This window comes from Amycolatopsis cynarae, assembly GCF_026802195.1.
GTDB lineage: Bacteria > Actinomycetota > Actinomycetes > Mycobacteriales > Pseudonocardiaceae > Amycolatopsis_E > Amycolatopsis_E rhizosphaerae.
Window position 1 is genome coordinate 440,019 of sequence record NZ_CP113836.1, and the last position, 19,586, is coordinate 459,604.

General features: G+C 68.6%; 23 protein-coding genes. 6 read left to right on the top strand and 17 right to left on the bottom strand.

Annotated features, from left to right (window positions below):
• Positions 1-329: 329 nt before the first annotated feature.
• The 4 genes from ORV05_RS02095 to ORV05_RS02110 all read right to left on the bottom strand — a co-directional run bounded on the left by ORV05_RS02095 (position 330) and on the right by ORV05_RS02110 (position 4,300).
• Positions 330-515 (bottom strand): hypothetical protein, encoded by a 186-nt coding sequence (locus ORV05_RS02095; protein ID WP_268756763.1) that lies wholly within the window; start codon positions 513-515, stop codon positions 330-332.
• Positions 516-861: 346 nt separating this feature from the next.
• Positions 862-1,851: an HNH endonuclease gene (locus tag ORV05_RS02100; RefSeq protein ID WP_268760082.1), complete on the bottom strand. Its 990-nt coding sequence runs from the start codon at positions 1,849-1,851 to the stop codon at positions 862-864.
• Between the two features lie 360 nt (positions 1,852-2,211).
• Positions 2,212-3,381, bottom strand: coding sequence for an acyl-CoA dehydrogenase family protein (locus ORV05_RS02105; RefSeq protein ID WP_268756764.1), 1,170 nt, complete (start codon positions 3,379-3,381; stop codon positions 2,212-2,214).
• Between the two features lie 85 nt (positions 3,382-3,466).
• Positions 3,467-4,300 (bottom strand): helix-turn-helix domain-containing protein, encoded by an 834-nt coding sequence (locus tag ORV05_RS02110; protein ID WP_268756765.1) that lies wholly within the window; start codon positions 4,298-4,300, stop codon positions 3,467-3,469.
• 87 nt (positions 4,301-4,387) lie between these two features.
• On the opposite strand from ORV05_RS02110, the gene ORV05_RS02115 reads away from it, so the two are divergent.
• A complete protein-coding gene (locus tag ORV05_RS02115; protein ID WP_268756766.1) occupies positions 4,388-5,119 on the top strand; it encodes a Mut7-C RNAse domain-containing protein in 732 nt (243 codons plus the stop codon).
• Positions 5,120-5,134: 15 nt separating this feature from the next.
• Here ORV05_RS02115 and ORV05_RS02120 read toward each other — a convergent pair whose 3' ends face one another.
• Positions 5,135-5,572, bottom strand: coding sequence for a cytidine deaminase (locus ORV05_RS02120; protein WP_268756767.1), 438 nt, complete (start codon positions 5,570-5,572; stop codon positions 5,135-5,137).
• Between the two features lie 62 nt (positions 5,573-5,634).
• Here ORV05_RS02120 and ORV05_RS02125 point away from each other — a divergent pair, with 62 nt between their 5' ends.
• Together ORV05_RS02125 and ORV05_RS02130 are read left to right on the top strand one after the other, a co-directional pair.
• The gene (locus tag ORV05_RS02125) at positions 5,635-6,120 is read left to right on the top strand and encodes a GNAT family N-acetyltransferase (RefSeq protein ID WP_268756768.1); all 486 of its coding nucleotides are present in this window, start codon (positions 5,635-5,637) and stop codon (positions 6,118-6,120) included.
• A 41-nt stretch (positions 6,121-6,161) separates the two neighbouring features.
• Positions 6,162-6,977 carry a hypothetical protein gene (locus ORV05_RS02130; protein WP_268756769.1) on the top strand — a complete coding sequence of 272 codons (816 nt, stop codon included), beginning with the start codon at positions 6,162-6,164 and terminating at the stop codon, positions 6,975-6,977.
• Positions 6,978-6,980: 3 nt separating this feature from the next.
• Here ORV05_RS02130 and ORV05_RS02135 read toward each other — a convergent pair whose 3' ends face one another.
• Positions 6,981-7,433, bottom strand: a complete 453-nt coding sequence (locus ORV05_RS02135; RefSeq protein WP_268756770.1) for a nitroreductase/quinone reductase family protein — start codon at positions 7,431-7,433, stop codon at positions 6,981-6,983.
• A 36-nt stretch (positions 7,434-7,469) separates the two neighbouring features.
• Positions 7,470-7,934, bottom strand: coding sequence for a MarR family winged helix-turn-helix transcriptional regulator (locus ORV05_RS02140; RefSeq protein WP_268756771.1), 465 nt, complete (start codon positions 7,932-7,934; stop codon positions 7,470-7,472).
• A gap of 81 nt (positions 7,935-8,015) precedes the next feature.
• Between ORV05_RS02140 and ORV05_RS02145 the strand changes: the two genes are divergently transcribed.
• Positions 8,016-8,600 carry a class I SAM-dependent methyltransferase gene (locus ORV05_RS02145; RefSeq protein WP_268756772.1) on the top strand — a complete coding sequence of 195 codons (585 nt, stop codon included), beginning with the start codon at positions 8,016-8,018 and terminating at the stop codon, positions 8,598-8,600.
• A 34-nt stretch (positions 8,601-8,634) separates the two neighbouring features.
• Here ORV05_RS02145 and ORV05_RS02150 read toward each other — a convergent pair whose 3' ends face one another.
• Entirely contained in the window at positions 8,635-9,333 is a 699-nt protein-coding gene (locus tag ORV05_RS02150; RefSeq protein ID WP_268756773.1) for an HNH endonuclease, read from the bottom strand.
• A gap of 98 nt (positions 9,334-9,431) precedes the next feature.
• Here ORV05_RS02150 and ORV05_RS02155 point away from each other — a divergent pair, with 98 nt between their 5' ends.
• Positions 9,432-10,145: a class I SAM-dependent methyltransferase gene (locus ORV05_RS02155; RefSeq protein WP_268756774.1), complete on the top strand. Its 714-nt coding sequence runs from the start codon at positions 9,432-9,434 to the stop codon at positions 10,143-10,145.
• Positions 10,146-10,208: 63 nt separating this feature from the next.
• Here ORV05_RS02155 and ORV05_RS02160 read toward each other — a convergent pair whose 3' ends face one another.
• Positions 10,209-10,655, bottom strand: coding sequence for a DoxX family protein (locus ORV05_RS02160; RefSeq protein ID WP_268756775.1), 447 nt, complete (start codon positions 10,653-10,655; stop codon positions 10,209-10,211).
• A 204-nt stretch (positions 10,656-10,859) separates the two neighbouring features.
• Between ORV05_RS02160 and ORV05_RS02165 the strand changes: the two genes are divergently transcribed.
• Complete coding sequence (locus ORV05_RS02165) at positions 10,860-11,243, top strand: hypothetical protein (RefSeq protein WP_268756776.1); 384 nt, start codon at positions 10,860-10,862, stop codon at positions 11,241-11,243.
• A 39-nt stretch (positions 11,244-11,282) separates the two neighbouring features.
• Here the strand turns inward: ORV05_RS02165 and ORV05_RS02170 are convergent, their stop codons facing one another.
• From ORV05_RS02170 to ORV05_RS02205, 8 genes are all read right to left on the bottom strand, one after another.
• Positions 11,283-11,570 (bottom strand): MDR/zinc-dependent alcohol dehydrogenase-like family protein, encoded by a 288-nt coding sequence (locus ORV05_RS02170; protein WP_268756777.1) that lies wholly within the window; start codon positions 11,568-11,570, stop codon positions 11,283-11,285.
• Between the two features lie 139 nt (positions 11,571-11,709).
• Entirely contained in the window at positions 11,710-13,944 is a 2,235-nt protein-coding gene (locus tag ORV05_RS02175; protein ID WP_268756778.1) for a glycosyltransferase family protein, read from the bottom strand.
• On the bottom strand, positions 13,944-14,348 hold the full coding sequence (locus ORV05_RS02180; protein WP_268756779.1) for a GtrA family protein: 405 nt from the start codon (positions 14,346-14,348) through the stop codon (positions 13,944-13,946). The genes ORV05_RS02175 and ORV05_RS02180 overlap by 1 nt, the downstream gene beginning before the upstream one ends.
• 7 nt (positions 14,349-14,355) lie before the next feature.
• Positions 14,356-15,357, bottom strand: a complete 1,002-nt coding sequence (locus tag ORV05_RS02185; protein ID WP_268760083.1) for a glycosyltransferase family 2 protein — start codon at positions 15,355-15,357, stop codon at positions 14,356-14,358.
• Positions 15,358-15,680: 323 nt separating this feature from the next.
• The gene (locus tag ORV05_RS02190; RefSeq protein WP_268756780.1) at positions 15,681-16,385 is read right to left on the bottom strand and encodes a C40 family peptidase; all 705 of its coding nucleotides are present in this window, start codon (positions 16,383-16,385) and stop codon (positions 15,681-15,683) included.
• Positions 16,386-16,585: 200 nt separating this feature from the next.
• Positions 16,586-16,744, bottom strand: coding sequence for a hydrophobic protein (locus ORV05_RS02195; RefSeq protein ID WP_268756781.1), 159 nt, complete (start codon positions 16,742-16,744; stop codon positions 16,586-16,588).
• Between the two features lie 65 nt (positions 16,745-16,809).
• Complete coding sequence (locus ORV05_RS02200; protein ID WP_268756782.1) at positions 16,810-18,780, bottom strand: glycoside hydrolase family 31 protein; 1,971 nt, start codon at positions 18,778-18,780, stop codon at positions 16,810-16,812.
• A gap of 81 nt (positions 18,781-18,861) precedes the next feature.
• Positions 18,862-19,572: a hypothetical protein gene (locus tag ORV05_RS02205; RefSeq protein ID WP_268756783.1), complete on the bottom strand. Its 711-nt coding sequence runs from the start codon at positions 19,570-19,572 to the stop codon at positions 18,862-18,864.
• Between the last annotated feature and the right edge of the window lie 14 nt (positions 19,573-19,586).

A 19,586-nucleotide genomic window follows, 5' to 3' on the forward strand; every position in this document is an offset into this window, starting at 1 on the left:
TGCCAATGCACCCGCCACATGTCTTGCCCGTCTTCGCCTTGAAGCTTGTAACGGTAGCGCAGAGTAGTCACCCTGTACTTTTCGTCATGGATCTTCGGGTCTGCTTCAACCACTTTGAAGCCCATGCCGGCGTAGTACGTCCCTACGCCGCGTAGGTGAAGACCGTCACCCTCGTTCAACACCCAGGCGAGCTCTTCACCTACACGAAAACCCGAGCGCTTGCTTACGGTTACCGTTGAGTAACCATCGAGTACAGAGATAGCGCGCGCTAGCGGCTCAATGAACCGCCTGACAGCCTCGTGGGCATTCCGGCCTGGCACATAGGGAGATTACCGAACAAACGGGAGCGAGTCGCGGACCTCGATCAGGCCGGGGATCGTGTCGTAGTCGACGTCGTCCCACTCTCCAGCGTCCCAGCGTCGCAGGAACTCGTCGCCGGAGATCCCCATCTCGTCACGAGCAATCTTGTCAAAGAGTCGAGCACCTTGCCCAGCGTCGAGCTCGACCACGGCCACGTCGCATATTGTGTCGCTCTCCATCTGGCCCCCTCTCTTCAACAACCAACCTTCCACACCTCGTCTATCAAGTACACGGGTCGCAGGTCACGTCTGGATGAAACCGTGGTAGACATCACTCGTTTGGAGCAACGACGACGGCGGTTTGAAACATCAGTTCCAGGTCGTACAGGTCTGCAACGGTACCGTGAGACCTCACGCTCCGCCTTCGAGGGCTAGTCGAGCGATCACTCCCGGTCAGGCCTTCGGAGAGAAGAGGCATACTTCACCTACAGAACGTAACCACTCGTTACCACTCTTGGCGGCCTTGCGGGCTGCAGCTCAGCAAACGTCGGCAAATCCGTAACTATTGCGTCCGGGCCCGCTGTTCCTCGACGACGGCTCGTAGCTCGGATGGAGTCAGCCATAGACCGCCCCGGTGGATCATGCGGTGGCAATTGGCGCACAACACCGCGAGATCGACGAGGCGGGTCTCAGTCTGCCCGCTCACATGTAGCGGCGTGACGTGGTGAACTTCTGCGTACCTTGTGCCCCGGCCGCCGTACGTGCGTTCGAAGTCGAAGCCGCAGACCTCACACTCAAGGCAGCCTCGTTGAGCCAGTACCTTGTTGATCTTCTTGGCCCGCAGCTTTGGGTCGCGCTCACGGCGTAGGTGTCGAAGGACGAGGACGCGCCCCTCGGCAGCGGCTTCCTCTTCGTCGATGTCGGGGACCGCAGGCAGCTCGTCGAGTTCGCCGGCCGCGATGCTCGCGCGGATCGCCGCAGCTTGGGCGTGCATCTCTTCAGGGCGTTCGAGGAAGGCTTTCAGGACTTCCCTGTCGAGCTTTCCGCCCCGGGTCGGCTTCCCGTGGTAGTCGGGGTGCTGGGTTGCGATGTCGAAAGTTTTGCGCTGCACGCTGTTGGGGTTGCGAAAGACTGGTCCGCGGGACTCGGGTGGATGTAGGGGGAGCTTCTGTAGGAGGTGGGACAACTCGATGGCTCGTTGGTCGTGCGCTCGGATGCCCTGCCAGTTGTTACGGGCAACGAGGTCGCACGCGAGCACGAGTTCCGCCTCCAGCCAGATGGCCCTGCCACCTGAACGAACCTCGAAACCGTGAGATCGGAGAAGCGCGACGACCGTGGCCTCGCCGCCAGAGAATTCCGCCGGGCGGAGCGCTTCTCTGTCGGGAAGGTAGCCGTGAGCCACCCCAACGATTGCCTTCGAGTCGTACTCGCGCCCCTCGTGCACCAACATGTAGGTCCGTGCGGGACCAAAGCCGTGGCGCTCGAAGGCTGCCGGGTCCTGGTCGTGCTCGTCGATGGCGGCGAGGATGGCCTCCCGTGTGACCTCACGCATGCTCACGGCGACAGACGTTACTGGGTGGCACTGACAGTTCCACACAGTCGAGGACCAGGACCCGGGGCGACGTGACTGAAGGTGACGTGGTTCGGGTGACGGGCCGACGCGAGATCAACTGCCCCACTTTTGCCCCAAAATTGCTGCCAAGTGATGACAACTGACCAGGGTGGCCGGACGTTTGCATTCGCTATCTGAGCAGTTGGCGATAGGTATCCGAAGGTGTCGGCAAGGGACACATGAGATCGCCTGAAAATCGATTCAGTGCGGGTTCGAATCCCGTCGGGGGCACTGAACCGCAGGTCAGGCACTGGGACATCGGTGCACCGGGCGGTGGCGGTCCGCCGATCACGACCGCGGTCACAACGCCAGGGAAACCGGGGGTTCGAGCCCGAGCAGGACCCGGTCGTAGTCCTCTTCCGTGACGTAGGAGTTGAGGCCGTGATACCGGGTGCCGACCGCCAGGTCCCGCCAGAAGCGCTGCAGTGGGTTGTCGGCGGCAAAACCGCTCGCGCCGTGCGCGTCGAGCAGGTATTCGCTCGCCTGGCGGCATTCCCGGGCGGCGGATACCAGGTGCATACGCAGCCGTGAACGTTCTCGCACGGACACGGAATCGGTGGGGTCCATGGCGTCGAGTTCTCCGGCGACATCCAGTATCCGGCCGACGGCGGTGTCGACGAGGTGGGCGGCCTGCCCATAGAGGTGCCGGGCCAGAGGTGAATCCGTGAGCCGCCGGTAGGTGGTCTGAGAAGGCACATAGCTGCCGGCGAACAGGTCACCGGCGACGGCGAGTGCACCCCTCGCCGCGCCGATCATCGGGGCGAGGTGTGCCACCACCGCGCCGATGACGACCGCCGGCGGCGGTGTGATTCGTCCGTTGGCCGGTGGCCGGACGAAGCCGGAGGAGACCACAAGCCCGTCGGCGACGAGCGTGTGGCTTCCCGTGCCCGCGAGTCCCGCGCCTCGCCAGGAGTGTTCGATGGCGAGTTCGGAGATCCGCACGAGCGCCGACCCCACCCCGGCCGGTGCGCCGTCGCGAAGCACCGGCACAAGCAGGAAGGCCCACTCCGCGTCCTCACACCCGGAAGCCATGTGCCAGCGCCCCGACAGCCGGAGGCCGCCCGCGACCTCTTCCCCGTGTCCCGCGGCGACCGAACTGGCACACACGAGGGCGTGAGGATCGGAAAAATAGGCTGCCCGGGCGTCATCCCGCACTGACGCGCCGACCGACCTCTTGGAGAAGGCCGACAACGACGTCACCCAGGCCGTCGACGGACATCCGCTCCCCAAGGCGATGCCCACCCGCGCCAGCGTGCGCAGGTCGGCCTCGAACCCACCGGCATCGCGAGGAACGGTGAGCGCGAACAGGCCGGCTTCGCGAACCGCGGCGACGGAAGCGGGCGCCAGCCGGTACGTGCTCTCCGCCTCCAGCGCGTGAGCCGACAGCGTCGGCACGATTGCCTCGGCCCGCTCAACCAGTTCGGCTTCCGCGGGGTGCGGCGCGTGACGTCCCTGGGTGATGGTCGACATGTTTGATCATTGCTCCTTGGTCATGAGAAAAACGGTGTGACAGATCGCCGGAGGACCGGAGGTTCCGGTACGGGCCGGGCGCCGTTCAGACCGGCGGTCGCTGCGCGCCTGCCGCGGCGAGGCGAATCGCGTCAGCCGTTCCAGGGGCCGCGGTGAAGAAGATGAACCGCAGGTCACCGTCGTCGAAAGCCATCGTGTCGAGGTCGACGCCGATTTCTCCCACATCGCGATGCCGCAAGACCACCTGTTCCCCGCGGACACTCGTGGTGTCGCCATTCACCCACAGGGAACGGAAACGTCGGCTGCACGCGGTCAGATCGGCCACGAGACTGCTCAAACCGGCGTCCGCCGGATACTTCGCGACCGCCGTCCGCAGGTCGGCGACGACCGTGGCCTCGAATCGGGCCGTTTGCCCTGAGGTACGGAAGAACGCGCCAGGCACGCCGGCGAAGAGGCGCCAGGCCACATTGCGGTCTCGTCCCGGACCGGGTGCCGGGCCGCAGCCCATCACCGACGCCCAGGCCCCGTTCCACAGGATGACCGTCCACGCGGCGTCGCAGACGCATATCGGTATGTCAGTCAGGCGACCGAGCAGGCGCTGTGCGCCGGGACCGACGTGCTGCGGTACGGAACCGTCGCCCACCGGTGAATACCCCGCGAGCACACAGAAATACTCGTAGTCCTCGCGGCTCAACCGCAGCGCACGGGCAAGCGCTTCCAGCACCTCCCGCGACGGGCGCCCATGCCCCTGCTCAAGACGTCTGATGTAGTCGGCCGACACCCCCGCCAACAGCCCCAGTTCCTCGCGTCTCAATCCCGGAACTCGCCGTCGGCCCCCTCGGCTGATCCCGGCGGCCTCCGGGGTGGTGCTGTCCCGCCACACGCGGAGCATTGAGCCCAGCCCTTTGCTTTCCGCCACACCCCGATCGTAACCGGGCAGGCCCGCCCCAACCTGGCCCAAATACTCCCAGGCAAGCGACCGGCTGGGCTGAGGCATGCTGGACGGGTGGGTGCCGCCGAGCTGGAAGTGCACGTTGCGACGGAGCTGAGGCCGTTTCTCGCGGCGCGGCGGCGGCGCGAGCGGGTGCGGGTCTCCTTCGACGGCACGTCCTCACTGGGACAGGTGATCGAGTCGCTGGGCATCCCGCTGCCCGAGGTGGGGCCCATCCTGGTCGGCGGCCGGGCCAGGTCCCCGTCGAACCGCCCCTCGGCAGGCGACGTGATCACCGTGGCGGCCGTGTCCCGCCCCGAGCCGATACCCGCGCCGCGCTTCGTCCTCGACGTGCATCTCGGTGCGCTGGCACGGAAACTGCGCCTCGTCGGCATCGACACCGCCTACGCCAACGATCTCGACGACGACACGCTGATCGAGCGGGCGAACGACGAGCGGCGGGTACTGCTCACCCAGGACCGGGGGCTGCTGCGGCGACACGTCCTGTGGCGAGGCGCCTACGTGCGAGGTGCCCACTCGGACGACCAGTTGCGCGACGTGCTGGACCGGTTCGCGCCGTCGCTGGCTCCCTGGACCCGGTGTACCGCCTGCAACGGGGAACTGGCGCCGGTGCAGAAGGCGGAGGTGGCGCACCGGCTGCTGCCCGGAACCCGCCGCATGTACCAGGAATTCGCCCGCTGCCGGACCTGCGGCCGGGTGTACTGGCGGGGCGCACACAGCCGACGGCTCGAAGCCGTCGTGGAGGCGGCCCGGCTCACCGTCGCCCAGCGCAGGCGCCCGGACTGAGCGCCATCGGGCGGGTCAGCGGTGCTCCGCAAGCGACGGCCAGTCGCCATTGGTGAACTGCGTGGCCCAGTAGACGGGGTTGAGCTCGTCAAGGGTGCGCACGCCCCAGCCGCATTCCCGGCCGGGATCGGCGACGGCGGCCTGGACCCCCGGTCCCCAGAGCGCGAGCCGCTCCTGGCAAATGCCGCAAGGGGCAAGGAAACCGATCCGGCCGTCGCCTCCCCTGCCGACGCACACCGTTGCCGTGATGGGCCTGTTCAGCGTGTACGCCCGGCAGATGTTGCCGGTCTCCGCGCACAGCGTCGCGGCGGCGTTGATGTTGTCCAGGCCGACACTGGTCAGGATCTCGCCGTTGTCGAGGTACGCGGCGGCCGCCACCGCGTATTCGGCCACGGGCCAGCGAAGGTCGAGCAGTTCGATCGCGGCGTCGATCAGCCGCTGATCAAGGCGCATGCCGTCGAGTCTGGCAGTACCGGCCGCGTTTGCGCATGGTTGGTCCAGGCCAAGATGAAAGCGTGGACGACATCGCTGTTCGACCTGCCAGGGAAGACGAGTTGGGTGCGGTTGCCGAGCTTCGGTGGCGGTGGGTGCTGGAAGATCGGAACACACCCGGCACCGGGCAGGAGGAGTTCGTGCGCCGGTTTGTGGGCTGGGCACAGACGCACAAGTCCTCACACCGTTGCCTGGTCATGGTTCGCGGCAACGTGGTCATCGGCATGGCCTGGCTGGCGATTGTCCACCGAGTGCCGACGCCGCACGCCCTTGAACGTGCGTCAGGCGACGTTCAGTGCGTTTACGTGCTGCCGGAGCACCGGGACGCAGGCCTCGGAAGTCGGCTGATAGACGCGATCGTGAAAGTCGCGCGTGAATTGCGATTGGAGCGACTGACGGTTCACTCCAGCACGCGAGCGGTTTCGGCATACTCCCGTGGCGGTTTTGCGATGTCTCCCCGGCTCCTGCAGGTCGAACTCGGCAGGACAAGTGGCACGGGTGAGCGGTAATCCAGTAGAGCAGCGCGCCTGGACCAGCGAAGATGGTTGCCGTGTCGATGCGCCGAGTGGTGGACCCCGCGGGTGAGGTGCGGTGGCTGGCCGACCGCGACGGCATCGGGGCTGTGACCGGCTATGACCAGCAGGGGTGGCACGCGTCGACGTGGGTCCTGCACGCGATGTACCACAACAGCGGCCTGGACGGTCTCGGCAGTCACCACGATCATTACCGGAGAAGGCTCGCCTCCGGTGAGGCTTCTCCGGCGATCATCGGGCAGGTCAACCTTGACGAGGTATCCACGGTCACGGGCATGCCGCTCGGGTTCACCGTGCGCCCCGGCGCGCCGTGGAGGCGACTGCTGTGGCGAGACCACCTCGGCTGGGGCGATGGACCGTGTCCGCCAGACCAGGCATTCCCGCCGTCCTACCGCTGGTTCCCCCACCGCAGCTGGCCGCTGAGTTTCGAGCCCCCTGCCGAGGGTTCGCTCGACGAAGCCAGTCTCGAGGCGCTGGTCGCGGTGTTGGCCGAGCACTCATCGCGCGGTCGCGACACGAGGTGCGTCGTCTTCTACTGCGCGCTGGCCGCGGGCGACTTCGACACACCGCACGTCTGGGAAGGTCCCCTCGCGGCTGTCGGCGACCTGATCGAGAACCGGGGCGGTACCTACCCGTCCTCGCCGACCAACTTCTGGCCCCGTGACCGTTCCTGGTTCGTGTGGACCGACTGGGATCTCTCCGCCACGAAGGTCAGTGGCACCGGCACTCTCATCGAGGCCATCAAGTCGTCCAACCGGCTTGAGACCATCGACTGGCCCTTGACGCGGCGCGACCAGGATCCTGCTGCGGGCTCGGCGTCACGGCCACCGTGACCATCACTCCGGGCTGAGGCGGATCCGGATCATCGTGCTCGCGCGGGCGGCGCGGTCGAGGTCCCCGGCGTCGGGATCGCCGTTCGGCGCCAGCGTCACGCCGTGGTACTTGGCGTCGCGGGGTGTTTTGGCCAGGAAGGTTCGCAGGCTTTCCACCGCGGCCTGATGCTCCTGCGTCACCACCTCACCGACCCCGCGGAACCGCCGCCCGGCGATGCTCACGGACACGGGCGCGCCCCCGCGAAGGTTCTTCCACCAACCGCTGTCGGTGTAACAGGTGATGATCTCTCCCTCACGAAAGTAGCTCACCGGAATGGTGTAGACCTTTCCCGTCTTCCGCCCGGCGAACGACAGCAGCATCGTGTTCCTGCTGAGTAGGCGGTGCGCCGGCGTGCGCAGCAAGGCCCGCACGACGACGTTGACAAACCCTGGCACAGTGGGGTTTCCCGTGGTCATGGCGGCCACGCTAGAGCCCGGGGTCTGAGGGCGTTCTCAGTCGTGGTGATCTCCGTGCCTGTGCGGGGTGCCGAACTCCCTGATGATCGCGCGGAGACCGAGCAGGAGTCCGTTCCGTTCCTCCGCGCTCATGGCGGCGAGCATGCGCTCGTGGTGGTCCCGCCAGGTCCGGCGCAGCCGGGTCGCCGCCTGTTCTCCGAGTTCGGTGATCCTGACGACGAGGTTGCGCCGGTTGCGCTCGTCCCGCTCGCGTGTGATGACCTTTTTGCGCTCCAGGGCCAGGCACAACCGGCTGACCCGGCTCTTGTCGAGGCTCAGCCGGTCGGCCAGTTGTTGCTGCGTCGCCTCGCCGATCGCCAGGAGTTCCACTAGCAGCACGCCTTCGGTCGTGGTCAGCGCAACCCCGGGGGTGACCTCGGCCGGCGCGTCGCCGTGCACCGCGGCCAGCCGCATCACCTTCGTGAGCAAGGGCTCCAGCAACTCGGGATCGGAACTCGGCATCGCACCTCCATGGTTGATATTGGCAACTGTTGCGACTAGCATCGATGACAGTTGCTACCGTCAACGATTGTAGGAGTGCTCATGCTGAAGGCACTGAACGAGTTGATGCAGCGTCACCACTTCGCGAACGGGGAGTCCTACGACCGGCACGCGGGCAGGGTGTTCGAACCCGTGTACCGGCGGGTCGCCGACGACGTCGCCGCGGCCGCACCCGAAGGGGCCGTGGTGCTCGACGCGGGATGCGGCAGCGGAAAGCTGGCCGTGGAGATCGCCACCCGTCGCCCCGACCTCAGCGTGCACGGCATCGACCTGGAGCCGGGCATGATCGAGGTCGCGAGGCGGCGCGCCGTGCGGGAAGGACTCGCCGAGCGCATCGAGTTCAGCGTGGCCGATCTCGCCGACCTCTCGCTCCCGGACGGTTCCGTCGGCCTCGTGGTGTCCACCGCGAGCCTGCACCACTGGACCGATGTCGAAGGAGTCGTCGCCTCCCTGGCCCGCATCGCCCGTCCCGAGGCGCTGCTGTGGATCTACGACATCCGATGGGTTCCCGGCGGGCGCGTCCGGTCCTCGGCCGCGCGGCAGCACCGGCGGGTGACGCGGACACTCGTGCCCGTCGGCCGGTTCCCGCTGGCCCTGTTTCAGCGGTTCGAACTCTCCGCGGCATAGGAACGGCGGACGGGTCGCGGGGAGAGGGTTCCCTTCACAGCGTGGCGCCCTTGGCGCGGTTGCAGTCGCCGCACAGGAGCTGCAGGTTCTCCAGGGACGTCGCGCCGCCGCGGGCCACCGGGAGGATGTGGTCGTACTGCAGGTCGAAGTTCGTGCCGCATTCGGCGCAGCGGCCGCCGTCCCGTTCGAAAACCAGGCGGCGCACCTCCTTCGGAATGTGCTGCCGTCGTTTCCGGGGCTGCTGCTCGATATTGAGCGCGGTGTGTGCCCGCTCCAGCCTGGTGCGCCGGCGCCGTTCCCGGTCCCGGACGAGGGCCAGCACGTCCCGGGCGGTGTACCCGGCGGCTTCCCAGTAGAAGTTGCCCTCGAACATCCACCACGTCCGCGGCCGGAACGTCGTGACCTGCACGGGTTCCTGCCACTGCGACGCCTGGATGCGGTCCACCTCTTCACGGCGCAGCCGGACGGGCGGGCACCCGGTGGCGGTGAAGAACCACCGCTTGCGGAACAGGAAACCGCGATCGGTGAGGAAGACGGCGTTGTTGTCCCCGCGGAGCCCGCTGTCGGAACTGGTGGACCGGGGGCGGGCGAACGGCGGCGTCTTCGGCGGGGCGGTGTTGCGCAGCGAAAACGCCGCCACGCCGAGGAAACCGAGCCCGCCGAACACGAGTATGTCGACGAAGGTGTTCACGACGCCTGACAACGCGACCTCCCTGCCGGTGAAATCGATCATGTCGCGTTCATGCGTGCGATACCAGCCGCTACTGGGGTGAACGCCGCCAAGGGCGATAACCGCTCGTCGGTGAGCGCGGTCGGCGTTACGGTCGCTCCATGAGCGACGCGATCACCGAGACGGGCCAGGCGTGGGAAGACCACGCGGAACAGTGGATCGCCTGGGCGCGGGAACCCGGCCTGGATTCGTACTGGCGCTACCGCAACGAGTTCTTCGACCTGGTCCCGGCGCCGGGGCGGGTCACGCTGGACCTCGGCTGCGGCGAGGGGCGGGTTGCCCGTGATCTCGCCGAGCGCGGTCACCGGGTCACCGGCGTCGACGCTTCCCCGACGCTGATCGATGCCGCGAGGAAGGCCGATCCCCAGGGGGACTACCGGATGGCCGATGCCGCGGATCTCCCGTTCCCCGATGCCGCGTTCGATCTGGCCATCGCCTACAACAGCCTGATGGACGTGGACGATCTGCCCGGCGCCGTCCGCGAGGCGGGCCGGGTCCTCGCCCCCGGCGGCAGACTCGTGCTCGCGGTGCTCCATCCGGCGAACACCGGGAGGACCCTCGGGGAGGGGGAGGGCCTGGTTTTCGTGGTGGACCGCGAATACTTCCACAGCCGCCGGATGGTGGAACGGGCTGAGCGGAACGGAAAGACGATGGTGTTCACCGGCTATTACCATCCGCTCAGCCACTACACGGCGGCTTTGGAAAAGGCGGGTCTCCTGATCGAAACCGTCCGCGAGCCGATCGCGACCCGCCCCGACGGTTCGGCTCACCACCTGCCATGGCATCTCTGGATGCGGGTGGCCAAGCCCGCGTAACGGGATTCGGACATTTCCCGGCCACGCCGCGGAAATATCCGGTTCGTGGCGGAATCGGAACTTTTACGCGGCCGCGACCGGGGTTTCGGACCGCTGCTCGCGGGTGGCGCTCCGGGTGCGGAAGAGCAAGCGGTCCAGAGCCCACGGGCCCGGCCCGACGGCCACGATCAATAGGAATGCCCAGGCGTACAGCGCCGCGGGTTCCCCCTTGTTCTCGATCGGCAGCAGGGCGGCCGCCTGGTGCACCGAGAAATAGGCGTAAGCCATCGATCCCGAGCTGATCAGCGCGGCGACCCTGGTGCCGAGCCCCAAAGCCACCAGTACGCCGCCCACCAGCTGGATCAGGGCGGCCCACCAACCCGGCCACGAGCCGACCGGCACCGTCCCGCCGTGCGTTCCCTGCGCCCCGCCGAGCACGCCGAACAGTGAGGCCGCACCATGGCAGGCGAACAGAAAACCGACCACGACGCGAAACAGGGTGTGCACGATTTTGTGAGCGGGGTGATACATATTCGGCGACCTCCTCGTGAATGGGGTGGTGGCTATTTCGCCGGGCGATGCCTGGACAGACCGTAGGGCAAGTTACTGCCCGGTGGATAGCCGCACGGAAAAATTCACGTAACCGGAGCATTGCCGTCCGATAATTTTCGGTATGATTGGTGCTTATGGTCCACTACTTTGGAATGGTCGATGCTCCGTAAGTCGGTGTTGTGAATGCGGGGACGGGATACGGGCGACGCGGTCCGGAAGGCGCGTCTCGCGGTTCGCGACGCGCGCCGGGAGGCCGAACGCCACCGGACGAGGCGGGTCCTTGGGGCCACGGGTGGCGGTTTCGCTGCTCTGCTCGGCGGTATGTACCGCTTCCTGTGGGAACTCTTCGGTGAACTGGTCTTCGCCCTGGTCGCGCTGGGGGTGTTCGCGCTCGCTTTCGCCGCCGTGAAATGGGGTTGGTACCGGAACGCGCTTTTCACCGTGGCGCTCGCCGCCGCCGGGGTGGCGATGATCGTGTTCTGGTCGTTCCGGCGCGAGAGGGTCGCGGTACTGACGATCGGGGCCGGTCTCGTCCTGGCCACTGGAGCGACGCTCTACCCCTGGTAGACGGAGGCCGGGATCCCGCAGGCGGCCTGAATCCCTGTCCTAAGAGGACATATCGTCGACGAGGAAGACGGCCTTGCCGCGCAGTCGCCGTTCGGTGACCTCGGTGCCCGCCGCCGCGGCGGCGAAGTCCACTTCGGACGAGAGAGCGGAGAGGCGATCGGTGGCCACGGCGGCGTATTCCGCCCGTCCACCGCCGTCCGGCAGGTAACCGGCTACCCGGACGCCCGCCGCGGGGCTGCCGCCGTCCGCGGCGGCCCGTACGACCACGCCCGCGATGTCGTTGACCGGCCGCCATCCGGGGGACTTCGGCGGAGGACACGCGCTCACGAGCCCGGGCGAGAGCTGCTGGAGGCGGTTTCGGTGATCTGCCGTTGGACGGAACGCCACCTCCCGCACATCGAGTCGGCACGCCTCGGTTTCGACGCCGCGCACCAGCCGGGGCGCACCTCACCGTGAAACCGGACTTTCAGTCCTCGCGGCGGCGGAAGAGCAGCCCGGCGGACCACGCCCCCAGCAGGAGGGCACCGAGCGCGCCCACCGCGGCGAAGACGAACCCGGTCAGCAGGCCGGGCGGAGTCCAGTGCAGGGTGACCTGCCCGCCCGGACTGCCCGCCGGAAGCCGCACCACGACCAGTCCGGCGGGGCCGGTCGTCACCGGCAGTTCCTTCCCGTTGAGTTCGGCGCGGTAGCCGGGCCAGGCCAGCCGGGCGAACACCAGCTGACGCGGCCCGTCGCCGCGGCTGGTGACGCTGAGCGTCTCCTGCCTGCCGCCGGACCGGTCGGTGAGCACCAGCAGGTCCGGCGAGGCCCAGCCCAGCCGTCCCGCGGGCCACGGGACCGGGTGGTCCCGCCGCAGCACCGTGGCGACGCCGTCCTTTTCGGCGACGTGCCAGCCCGGCCGCGCGCTCACCCCGGGCACGAGGGCGTCCTGCACGACCACCGTCTCGACCCGCATCAGGTCGGCCAGCGACGCTTCCCCGAAACCGGTCGGCCGCCACAGCGCCGAATAGGCGTCCGGGCAGGCCGAGCCCGAGTTGTTGAAGCAGAACGTGTCGGAGAAGTCCTTGAATCCCATGCCGCTGTAGGAGACGACCGAGTCGACCCCGGCGGGGAGGTAGGCGTTGCCGAACAGGAAATCCCGCCAGGCGCCGCCCGGGTGCAGGCCCACGGTGTCCCTGGCGACGTCGATGGACGCGATCTGGAAGGTTTCCCCGGTGTACCGGCCCGCGAAGCGGCTCTTCAGATCCTGCACGGAATGGGGGAACCGGAACTGTGTCAGGTTGACGTTCGCCGGGAACAGGCCCAGTTGCAGGCCCAGCACCGCCGCGGTCCCGGCGGCGAGCGCGCCGGTGAAGTGGTTCCGGCCGCGCTCGTGCGCCCACAGCGCGGCGGCGGTCAGCGCGGCGACCAGGCAGAGTGCGCCGAGATGCGCGGCCCAGCGTTGCGGGGACGCCGCCCACGCGAGGTACGCACCTGCCAGCAGGATCGCGGCCGAACCCGCGGCCCGCACCCGGAAGTGCGTGGTCAGCAACCGGGTCGAAAGCAGGATCGCCAGCGGCACCGCGAAGCCCAGGTAGCAGTACTCGGCGAGCCTGAACGGCCAGCGGAACATCCACAGGTTGGACGGCCCCAGTGTCAGCAGCAGGTACACCCCAGCCACCACGAAGGCGCCGGTGAGCAGGCGCAACCGCGGCTTCAGCACCCGGAAGTCCAGCCAGGGCAGGAGCGGCAGCGTGAACCAGGCGAAGTACGCGGCCGGGACGGCGGTGCCGAAGCCGGTGAAGATCCGCGTCGGGGGCAGCAACGTCGGACTGCTGGAGCCCAGCACATCCGACGCGCTGAGGGTGAGGAACCCGCTGTTGACGGTGCCGATCTCCCGCCAGGTGACCGGGGCGGTGCCGAGCAGCGGGAGGTACACCAGCGGCGCGACCAGGCCGATCAGCACGCCGAGGACGAGGGTCAGCCGCCAGGCCGGCCACTGGCGCCGCACCGCGAACTCGGCCAGCAGGGCGATGACCACCACGCCTACGCCCAGCAGCCCGTACGGATTGCCGCAGGTCACCGCGAGCGCGCCGATCAGGAACGCCCACAACGGGTTGAGCCGTCCCGACGCGGCACGGCGCACCGCCCACCACACGTACGGGGTGTAGGTGAAGGCCATCAGGCCCGCCGCCCAGGCACTCGCGTCGAAGTACAGCGTCATTCCGGCGAAGGGCAGCGCGATCGCCATGGCCGCCGACGCGTGGCGCAGCGCGCCGTACTCCCGGCACAGCAGGTAGGTGCCCAGGGCGAGCAGCACGAGGAACTCGGTCTTGATCAGCGCCGCGGCGACCGCGAGGTCCGGCAATGCGGCGGTGAGCAGGTAGTTGGCCAGGTTGACCGGGTTGTACGTGCCGAACAGCGCCTCCGCGGCGATGTTGCCGCCCATCCACGATTCGGGCGCGAGCAGGGGTGGCCAGTGGCCGTGCGCGAGGTCCTGGCCCAGCCGGTACCACATGGGCAGGAACTGGGAGGAACTGTCGTCCCAGTAGTAGAAGACGCGGTTGCCGACCAGCGGTAACTGGGCGAGCACGGCCACCGTCACGCACACGACCGCCGCGGTGAGCACTCCCCTGCCGCGGCGCTGGGGGCTGGAGGTGGTAGCGGCCCGCCGTCTTTCGGAATCTCCGGCGGCCCCGGCCGCCGTCGAGGGCGCCGCCATCAGGTCCGGCCCTGATCCGTGCGTGGCACCAGGATCACCTGGGCCACCAGGAAGGTCACCGGGACCGCGACGGCGGCCGCCAGCAGGGGCGCGATGCGCTCGTCCAGATGCCACAGCCCCACCAGCGCGTACAGGCCGACGGAGGTGAGCACGAAGTTGGTCAGGCTGGACAGCGGGAACAGCAGGAACTTCCGCAGGGTGGGCCGGATGCGGAAGGTGAAGTAGCAGTTGAGCAGGAACGAGCCCGCGGTTGCCAGTGCGAAGGCGATCACGTGCGCGAGCAGGTACGGCAGCACCAGGTGGCCCAGCAGGTACAGCCCGTAGTAGATCACGGTGTTGGCCACCCCGACCAGGCCGAACCGGATCAGGCGGGCCGCCTCGCCCGCGACGCGGGCTCGCTTCACCGCGCGCTCAGTCATGGTTTCGCGGGCGGACGACGACATGCTGGAAGCCGTCGGCCCGCCGGTCGGCGGAGCTGCTCGTCTCTTCGACCAGGCGGTCACTGGTCTCCTTGATCAGGAAATGCGGTCGGCGTTTCGTCTCGTAGTAGATGCGGCCGAGGTACTCGCCCATGATGCCGAGAAACAACAGCTGCAGCCCGCCGAGACCGAGAACGCCGCACATGATGGTGACGTATCCCGGCACCGGGTTGCCACGGGCGAGTGCGACGCCCACCACCCAGGCGGCGTACCCGAAGGCGAGCACGGTGCACAGCAGGCCCAGGTAGATCGCCGCCCGCAGGGGGCGGTCGTTGAACGAGATGACCCCGTCGATGGCGTAGTTGACCAGCTTGCCGAAGGTCCACTTGCTGGTCCCGTTCCGCCTCGGCACGTTTTCGTATTCGACGACACCGGTGGGATAGCCCACCCAGGCGAACAGGCCCTTGGAGAACCGGTTCCGTTCCCCGAGGGACAGCAGCGCGGTGACCGCGCGGCGCGACAGGAGCCGGAAATCGCCGACCCCGTCCTGGAGTTCGACCTCCACCAGGCGGTTCATCATCCGGTAGTAGATCCGGGCCAGCAGGCTGCGCACCCTGCTGTCACCGTCACGGGTGCGCCGGGCGACCACCTGGTCGGTGCCCGCACGCAACCGTTCGAGCATGGGGCCCAGCAGTTCCGGTGGGTGCTGGAGGTCGGCGTCCATGATCGCGACCGCGTCGCCGGTGGCCTCGGTGAGCCCGGCGAGCATGGCCGATTCCTTGCCGAAGTTCCGGCTCAGCGCGAGGTAGCGGAAACGCGGGTCCGCCCGGCACACCGACCGCATGCGCTCCAGCGTGGCGTCGGTGCTTCCGTCGTCGACCAGTACGACCTCGAAATCTCCGACGATCGACGGCAAAGCCCTGGTCAGGGCCGCGCGGAGGGGTTCGATGCCGTCGGCTTCGTTGTAACAGGGGACCACCACGGACAGCGCCACGGTGGGCGCCCGCTGCGGTCTGACGCCAGGAGCCATCCGGGTTCGACCTCCGTACCGCTCGTGCCTGCCACCGTTCTCCGTGCTCGCAAGGCTGCTTTCACGGCTGTAGCACGCGGGACGGCCCGCTCCCGTTGCTCCCCGCTACTCGTCCGTTCGAGTGAGGGCGGAAAGAGGCCGCGCTCCGGGGTAACCCGTCACGGTCGTTTGAACCCACCCGGCGGTGACGATGGCGTCTCAACCCCTCGGGGGAGGCGGAAACGGTCGTTTCCTCCGCACCGGCGGGGCGGCCCTCGCCAGCCCCGCCGGGGCGGTGGTACGGACCTCTACCAGGCGCGACCCACCGAGTAGGTGTTGTCCCAGATGCGCTGCAGTTGCACCCGCTTGCCCGGTTCGGGCGCGGTCCACATCTTGTTGTCGCCCGCGTAGATCGCCACGTGGTAGACCTGCCCGCGCCTGCCGAAGAAAAGCAGGTCACCGGGCCTCATATCGGCTCGGCTCACGGGTCTGACCGCCCTGCTCTGGGCGTCGGCGGTGCGCGGGAGCAGGATGCCGAGCTGGCGGTGGATGAACTGGGTCAGACCGGAACAGTCGAACCGGTCCGGCCCGGCGGCGCCGTAGACGTAGGGTTTGCCCGCCTGGGCGGCCGCGAGGCGCACGATCAGGTCGCCGATCGACTCGTGGCGCCCCACGGCGTCCGAGCGCGCGGCAGCGGGGACCGAACGGTCGGCGGCTGAACGGTCGGCGGTGCGTTTGACCTTGGGGGCGGCTCGGGGAACTTCGAGGACGGGGTGCGGGGTGCCGGGAGCGGCGCGGGGAACGTCGAGAACGGGATGGGATGCCTCGGAAGTGGGACGGGGAAGGGCGGGGGCGGGGCTCGGAGTGTCGGCCGTGGGGCGGGACAGGCCTGGGGCTGGAAGCGCTGCCGCCGACGCCGCCACCACGGGGCCTAGGCAGCACGAGGCGGAGGCCAGGCCGGCCGCGGCGAGCTTCGCGAGGGATCTGCGGCTCATCCGGAATGCGGTTGTCATCTGCTCTCTCCTTCGTCGGGCAATTCCTGCCGGGACCGCGCAGGAATGCCCGCGAAAGCGGATAACAGAACAATAAAGGCACCTTTGAGTGAAGTGCCCTTATTCGCTTTGACAACCGTATTCCGGGTGACGGAATCTGTCCGGAGGGCCGGTGCACCCGGCGGCCTCTCGGGCCGGCCGGATGCCCCGGAAGTGTGGCGCTACCAGCGATACCAGCGTGCCCCGGACGAAGGGTGGATGAGAAAACCGAGCAGCCACAGCACCAGAACGACGCCTGCGGCGATCCACAGTGCATGCAGGACGAATCCGACTCCGCCGAGCACGAGTGCGAGCAAGAGAACCAGAACAATGGCCAACATCGTTACCTCCTCGCCCCCGAAAGTTGGTCGTTAAGGGCTTACCCGCTCTGGTGGACGGTAAACAATCACGCCCGCTGCCAGGCCGGGTACTCGCCGAGTTCGCAGTGCACGCGATACCAGCCGGGGCCCGAAACGGGATCGAGGCCGACGAGCGGTTCCCAGTCTCCCGGTGGTACCCACAACTGGCGGCCGCCACCGGGTTCGAGCAGCGGTGCGACGAAGAGGTCCGGACCCAGCAGGTACTGCAGATCGGCATCGCGCGCCGCCCGGTCGCCGGGAAAGGCCAGCACCATCGGGCGCATCATCGGTATCCCCGTTCCGGTCGCCTCCAGCGCGGCCGAGATCAGGTAGTCCTGCCACTCCTTGCGGAGCCGGCAGATCGCGATGACGGCGTCGCGGGCGGGCTCCGGGTAGGCGGTCGGTTCCCGCGCACCGACCCCGTGGAACCGCATGATCGGTGAGAACGCCGCGAACTGCGCCCACCGCACGTACAGTTCCGGTTCCACATCCGCCCGGATCTCACCCGGAGCCATGGTCTTGCGCAGTTCGAGTGCGTGCCGGTACGAGGCCGGAGTCCAGTAGCCGCCCGCGTCGTGAGTGACGAACGCGAGTCCGCTCAGCGACATCGACAGGCAGGCCCGCAGCGTGGAGGTGAGCCCGCTCCACGTGGAGGGCAGGTCCCCGGCCCACTGGGCGGACGCCCGTTGCTGCCCGCCGGTGCCGGAACGGGACAGCGCGACGAAATCGCCGTTCCTCGCGCGTTCACCCGCTTCCGCGACCGCCTCCGCGTACAGCAGGCCGTAACTGTTGTGCCGATCGGCACCGGTGGTGCCGTCCACGAACCGCGCGTCCGCGGCCACTTCTTCGCCGAAATCGGCGAGCACCGCGTCGGCGCCTTCCTCGTCGAGCGTGCGCGCCAGGCGGTCGACCCACCACCGTCGGGCCTCCGACGAGGTGAAGTCCACCGGCAGGGTTTCCGGGTTGTCGTCGGTGGCCGACGGTTCCGCTTCCGGCGTGTTCACGAGGTAGCCCGCTTCGGCGGCCCGTTCGGCGATCGGCGTGCCCTTGCCGAGGTACGGGTTGATCCACAGGCTGGTGCGCACCCCTCGTTCGCGCAGACGCCGCGTCCACCCGGCCGGGAAGCGCGCACGGTCGGCACCGGTGTTCCAGGCCGCCGCGTCGAGCACCACCTCGTCGAGCCACTCGTCCACGTGCACCACGTCCACCGGGCAGTCCGCCGCCAGCACATCGTCCACAGCGGACACCGCTTCGTCCGCGGTGAAGTACGACGACCGGCCGAGCCAGACACCGAAGGCCCAGTCCGGCATGAGCTTCGGCAGCCCGGTGAGGTCGTGGTACTGCCGCAGCATCGCGGGCGGATCGCCCGAGAGTACGAACAGATCCAGCCGGTCCCCGTCCACCTCGATGCGCGCGGCCTCCGAATGGGTCGCTCCGAGATCGGCCTCGATCACCGCGCCGGTGTTGAGGAACAGCCCCCAGCCCTCCTCCGACCACAGCAACGGCACGTTCAGGTACGCCGTGTCGCGGCCGGCCATGCGGTCGACCTCGGTGTTGCGCAGTCGGCGAAAGCGCCTTCTGAGATTGATCCCCTGGTAGCTCTCGCCACCGCCGTAGACGGCGCAGTCCGGCGACAGCCGGACCGTTTCGACCCAGCCTCCCGGCCACCCGTCGCCGGCCTTGCGGTATCCCGAGGAGTACGGCACGGTCGACGCGCCGGGTTCGCTGAACCGCTGGTATTCGCCGCACCGGAAGCCCTGCCCGTCGGCCTCCCAGAAGGCCTCGACGCCGGGGCCGGTGATCTCCACACCGCCGTCACGGTGAGCCAGGTCCGCCGGCTGTTCGGCCGAGTGCACGAGCATGCCGGACTCGGCGGGTGGGGGAGTGCCGAGCCGCACGCGCAGTACTCCGGGCAGTGGCACCGTCACCTCGGCGGGCAACGTCCTGCCGGACTCCAGTCGCACTTCGAGGGCGTCACCGCGTACGGCGACGCCGACGTAGGGGTCCAAGCCGGTCATCACCGTTTCTCCTACCCCGGGCCCGGATGGTGAAACCCGGGCTGGGCAGGGGCGGTGCCGGTCGGCTGGCCGCGGTGCCGGTCAGTGGCGGTGGTGCCCGCCGTGGTGCTGGTCGGCCAAGGCCTGGTCGTACTGCTGGTAGGCCCAGGCATATTCGGACGCGGGCAGCCGGAAAGGTCGGGGCAGGCTCGCCGACGGGCTCGCGGGTGGCGTATGGGCCTTGTTCACGGCCGGTTTCTTCGTCTTCGTGTTCGCCGGAGTCGTGGCGGGCAGCCTCCCGCTGAACCGGCCCTGGTCGGGCTGCTGCGCGACGGCGGCGGGGGGCTGGGCCGCCGCCACCGAGGTGCTCGAGGGCTGGCTGCCCTCCGGTCCCGGCACGGTGCCGACCGGATCCGTCGCGGCCGGGATCCTGGCGGGGACCGGCTCGGCGGAGGAGGGGCCGTCGTGGTCCTGGGCATGGGCGGTGGCCAGCGTCCAGCCACCGACCAGCACGGCACCGACGAAGGCGAGGCCCGCGATGCGCTTGCCCGTCCGCGCCCCGTCCTTGCCGCCTTCGGCGGTGGCCGCGGCCGTGGCCGGCTCGCTGAGCAGGGCGGTCACGGTGTTCTTGTCGTACCGGTAGCGCTGAGGGGTCGTCGTGATCGCCGGGATGGCCGGCAGCGTCGCGTCGAGGGTGTCGCTCGCGCGACGGGAGGAAGGCGTCCGGCCGGGCTCGGCGCCGTTACGGGCGAGCAGCTCGGCGACCGTGGTCGTTCCGGACGAGGCGTCGAGGCTGTGCGTCGCGGTGGTCACAGAGCGTGCCCTTC

Bases quoted from the DNA above. Each gene is read 5' to 3' on its own strand.
- ORV05_RS02100 (WP_268760082.1), bottom strand. From the start codon at position 1,851: ATGCGTGAGGTCACACGGGAGGCCATCCTCGCCGCCATCGACGAGCAC.
- ORV05_RS02105 (WP_268756764.1), bottom strand. From the start codon at position 3,381: ATGTCGACCATCACCCAGGGACGTCACGCGCCGCACCCCGCGGAAGCC.
- ORV05_RS02120 (WP_268756767.1), bottom strand. From the start codon at position 5,572: ATGCGCCTTGATCAGCGGCTGATCGACGCCGCGATCGAACTGCTCGAC.
- ORV05_RS02135 (WP_268756770.1), bottom strand. From the start codon at position 7,433: ATGACCACGGGAAACCCCACTGTGCCAGGGTTTGTCAACGTCGTCGTG.
- ORV05_RS02140 (WP_268756771.1), bottom strand. From the start codon at position 7,934: ATGCCGAGTTCCGATCCCGAGTTGCTGGAGCCCTTGCTCACGAAGGTG.
- ORV05_RS02145 (WP_268756772.1), top strand. From the start codon at position 8,016: ATGCTGAAGGCACTGAACGAGTTGATGCAGCGTCACCACTTCGCGAAC.
- ORV05_RS02150 (WP_268756773.1), bottom strand. From the start codon at position 9,333: ATGATCGATTTCACCGGCAGGGAGGTCGCGTTGTCAGGCGTCGTGAAC.
- ORV05_RS02155 (WP_268756774.1), top strand. From the start codon at position 9,432: ATGAGCGACGCGATCACCGAGACGGGCCAGGCGTGGGAAGACCACGCG.
- ORV05_RS02160 (WP_268756775.1), bottom strand. From the start codon at position 10,655: ATGTATCACCCCGCTCACAAAATCGTGCACACCCTGTTTCGCGTCGTG.
- ORV05_RS02165 (WP_268756776.1), top strand. From the start codon at position 10,860: ATGCGGGGACGGGATACGGGCGACGCGGTCCGGAAGGCGCGTCTCGCG.
- ORV05_RS02175 (WP_268756778.1), bottom strand. From the start codon at position 13,944: ATGGCGGCGCCCTCGACGGCGGCCGGGGCCGCCGGAGATTCCGAAAGA.
- ORV05_RS02190 (WP_268756780.1), bottom strand. From the start codon at position 16,385: ATGACAACCGCATTCCGGATGAGCCGCAGATCCCTCGCGAAGCTCGCC.
- ORV05_RS02195 (WP_268756781.1), bottom strand. From the start codon at position 16,744: ATGTTGGCCATTGTTCTGGTTCTCTTGCTCGCACTCGTGCTCGGCGGA.
- ORV05_RS02200 (WP_268756782.1), bottom strand. From the start codon at position 18,780: ATGACCGGCTTGGACCCCTACGTCGGCGTCGCCGTACGCGGTGACGCC.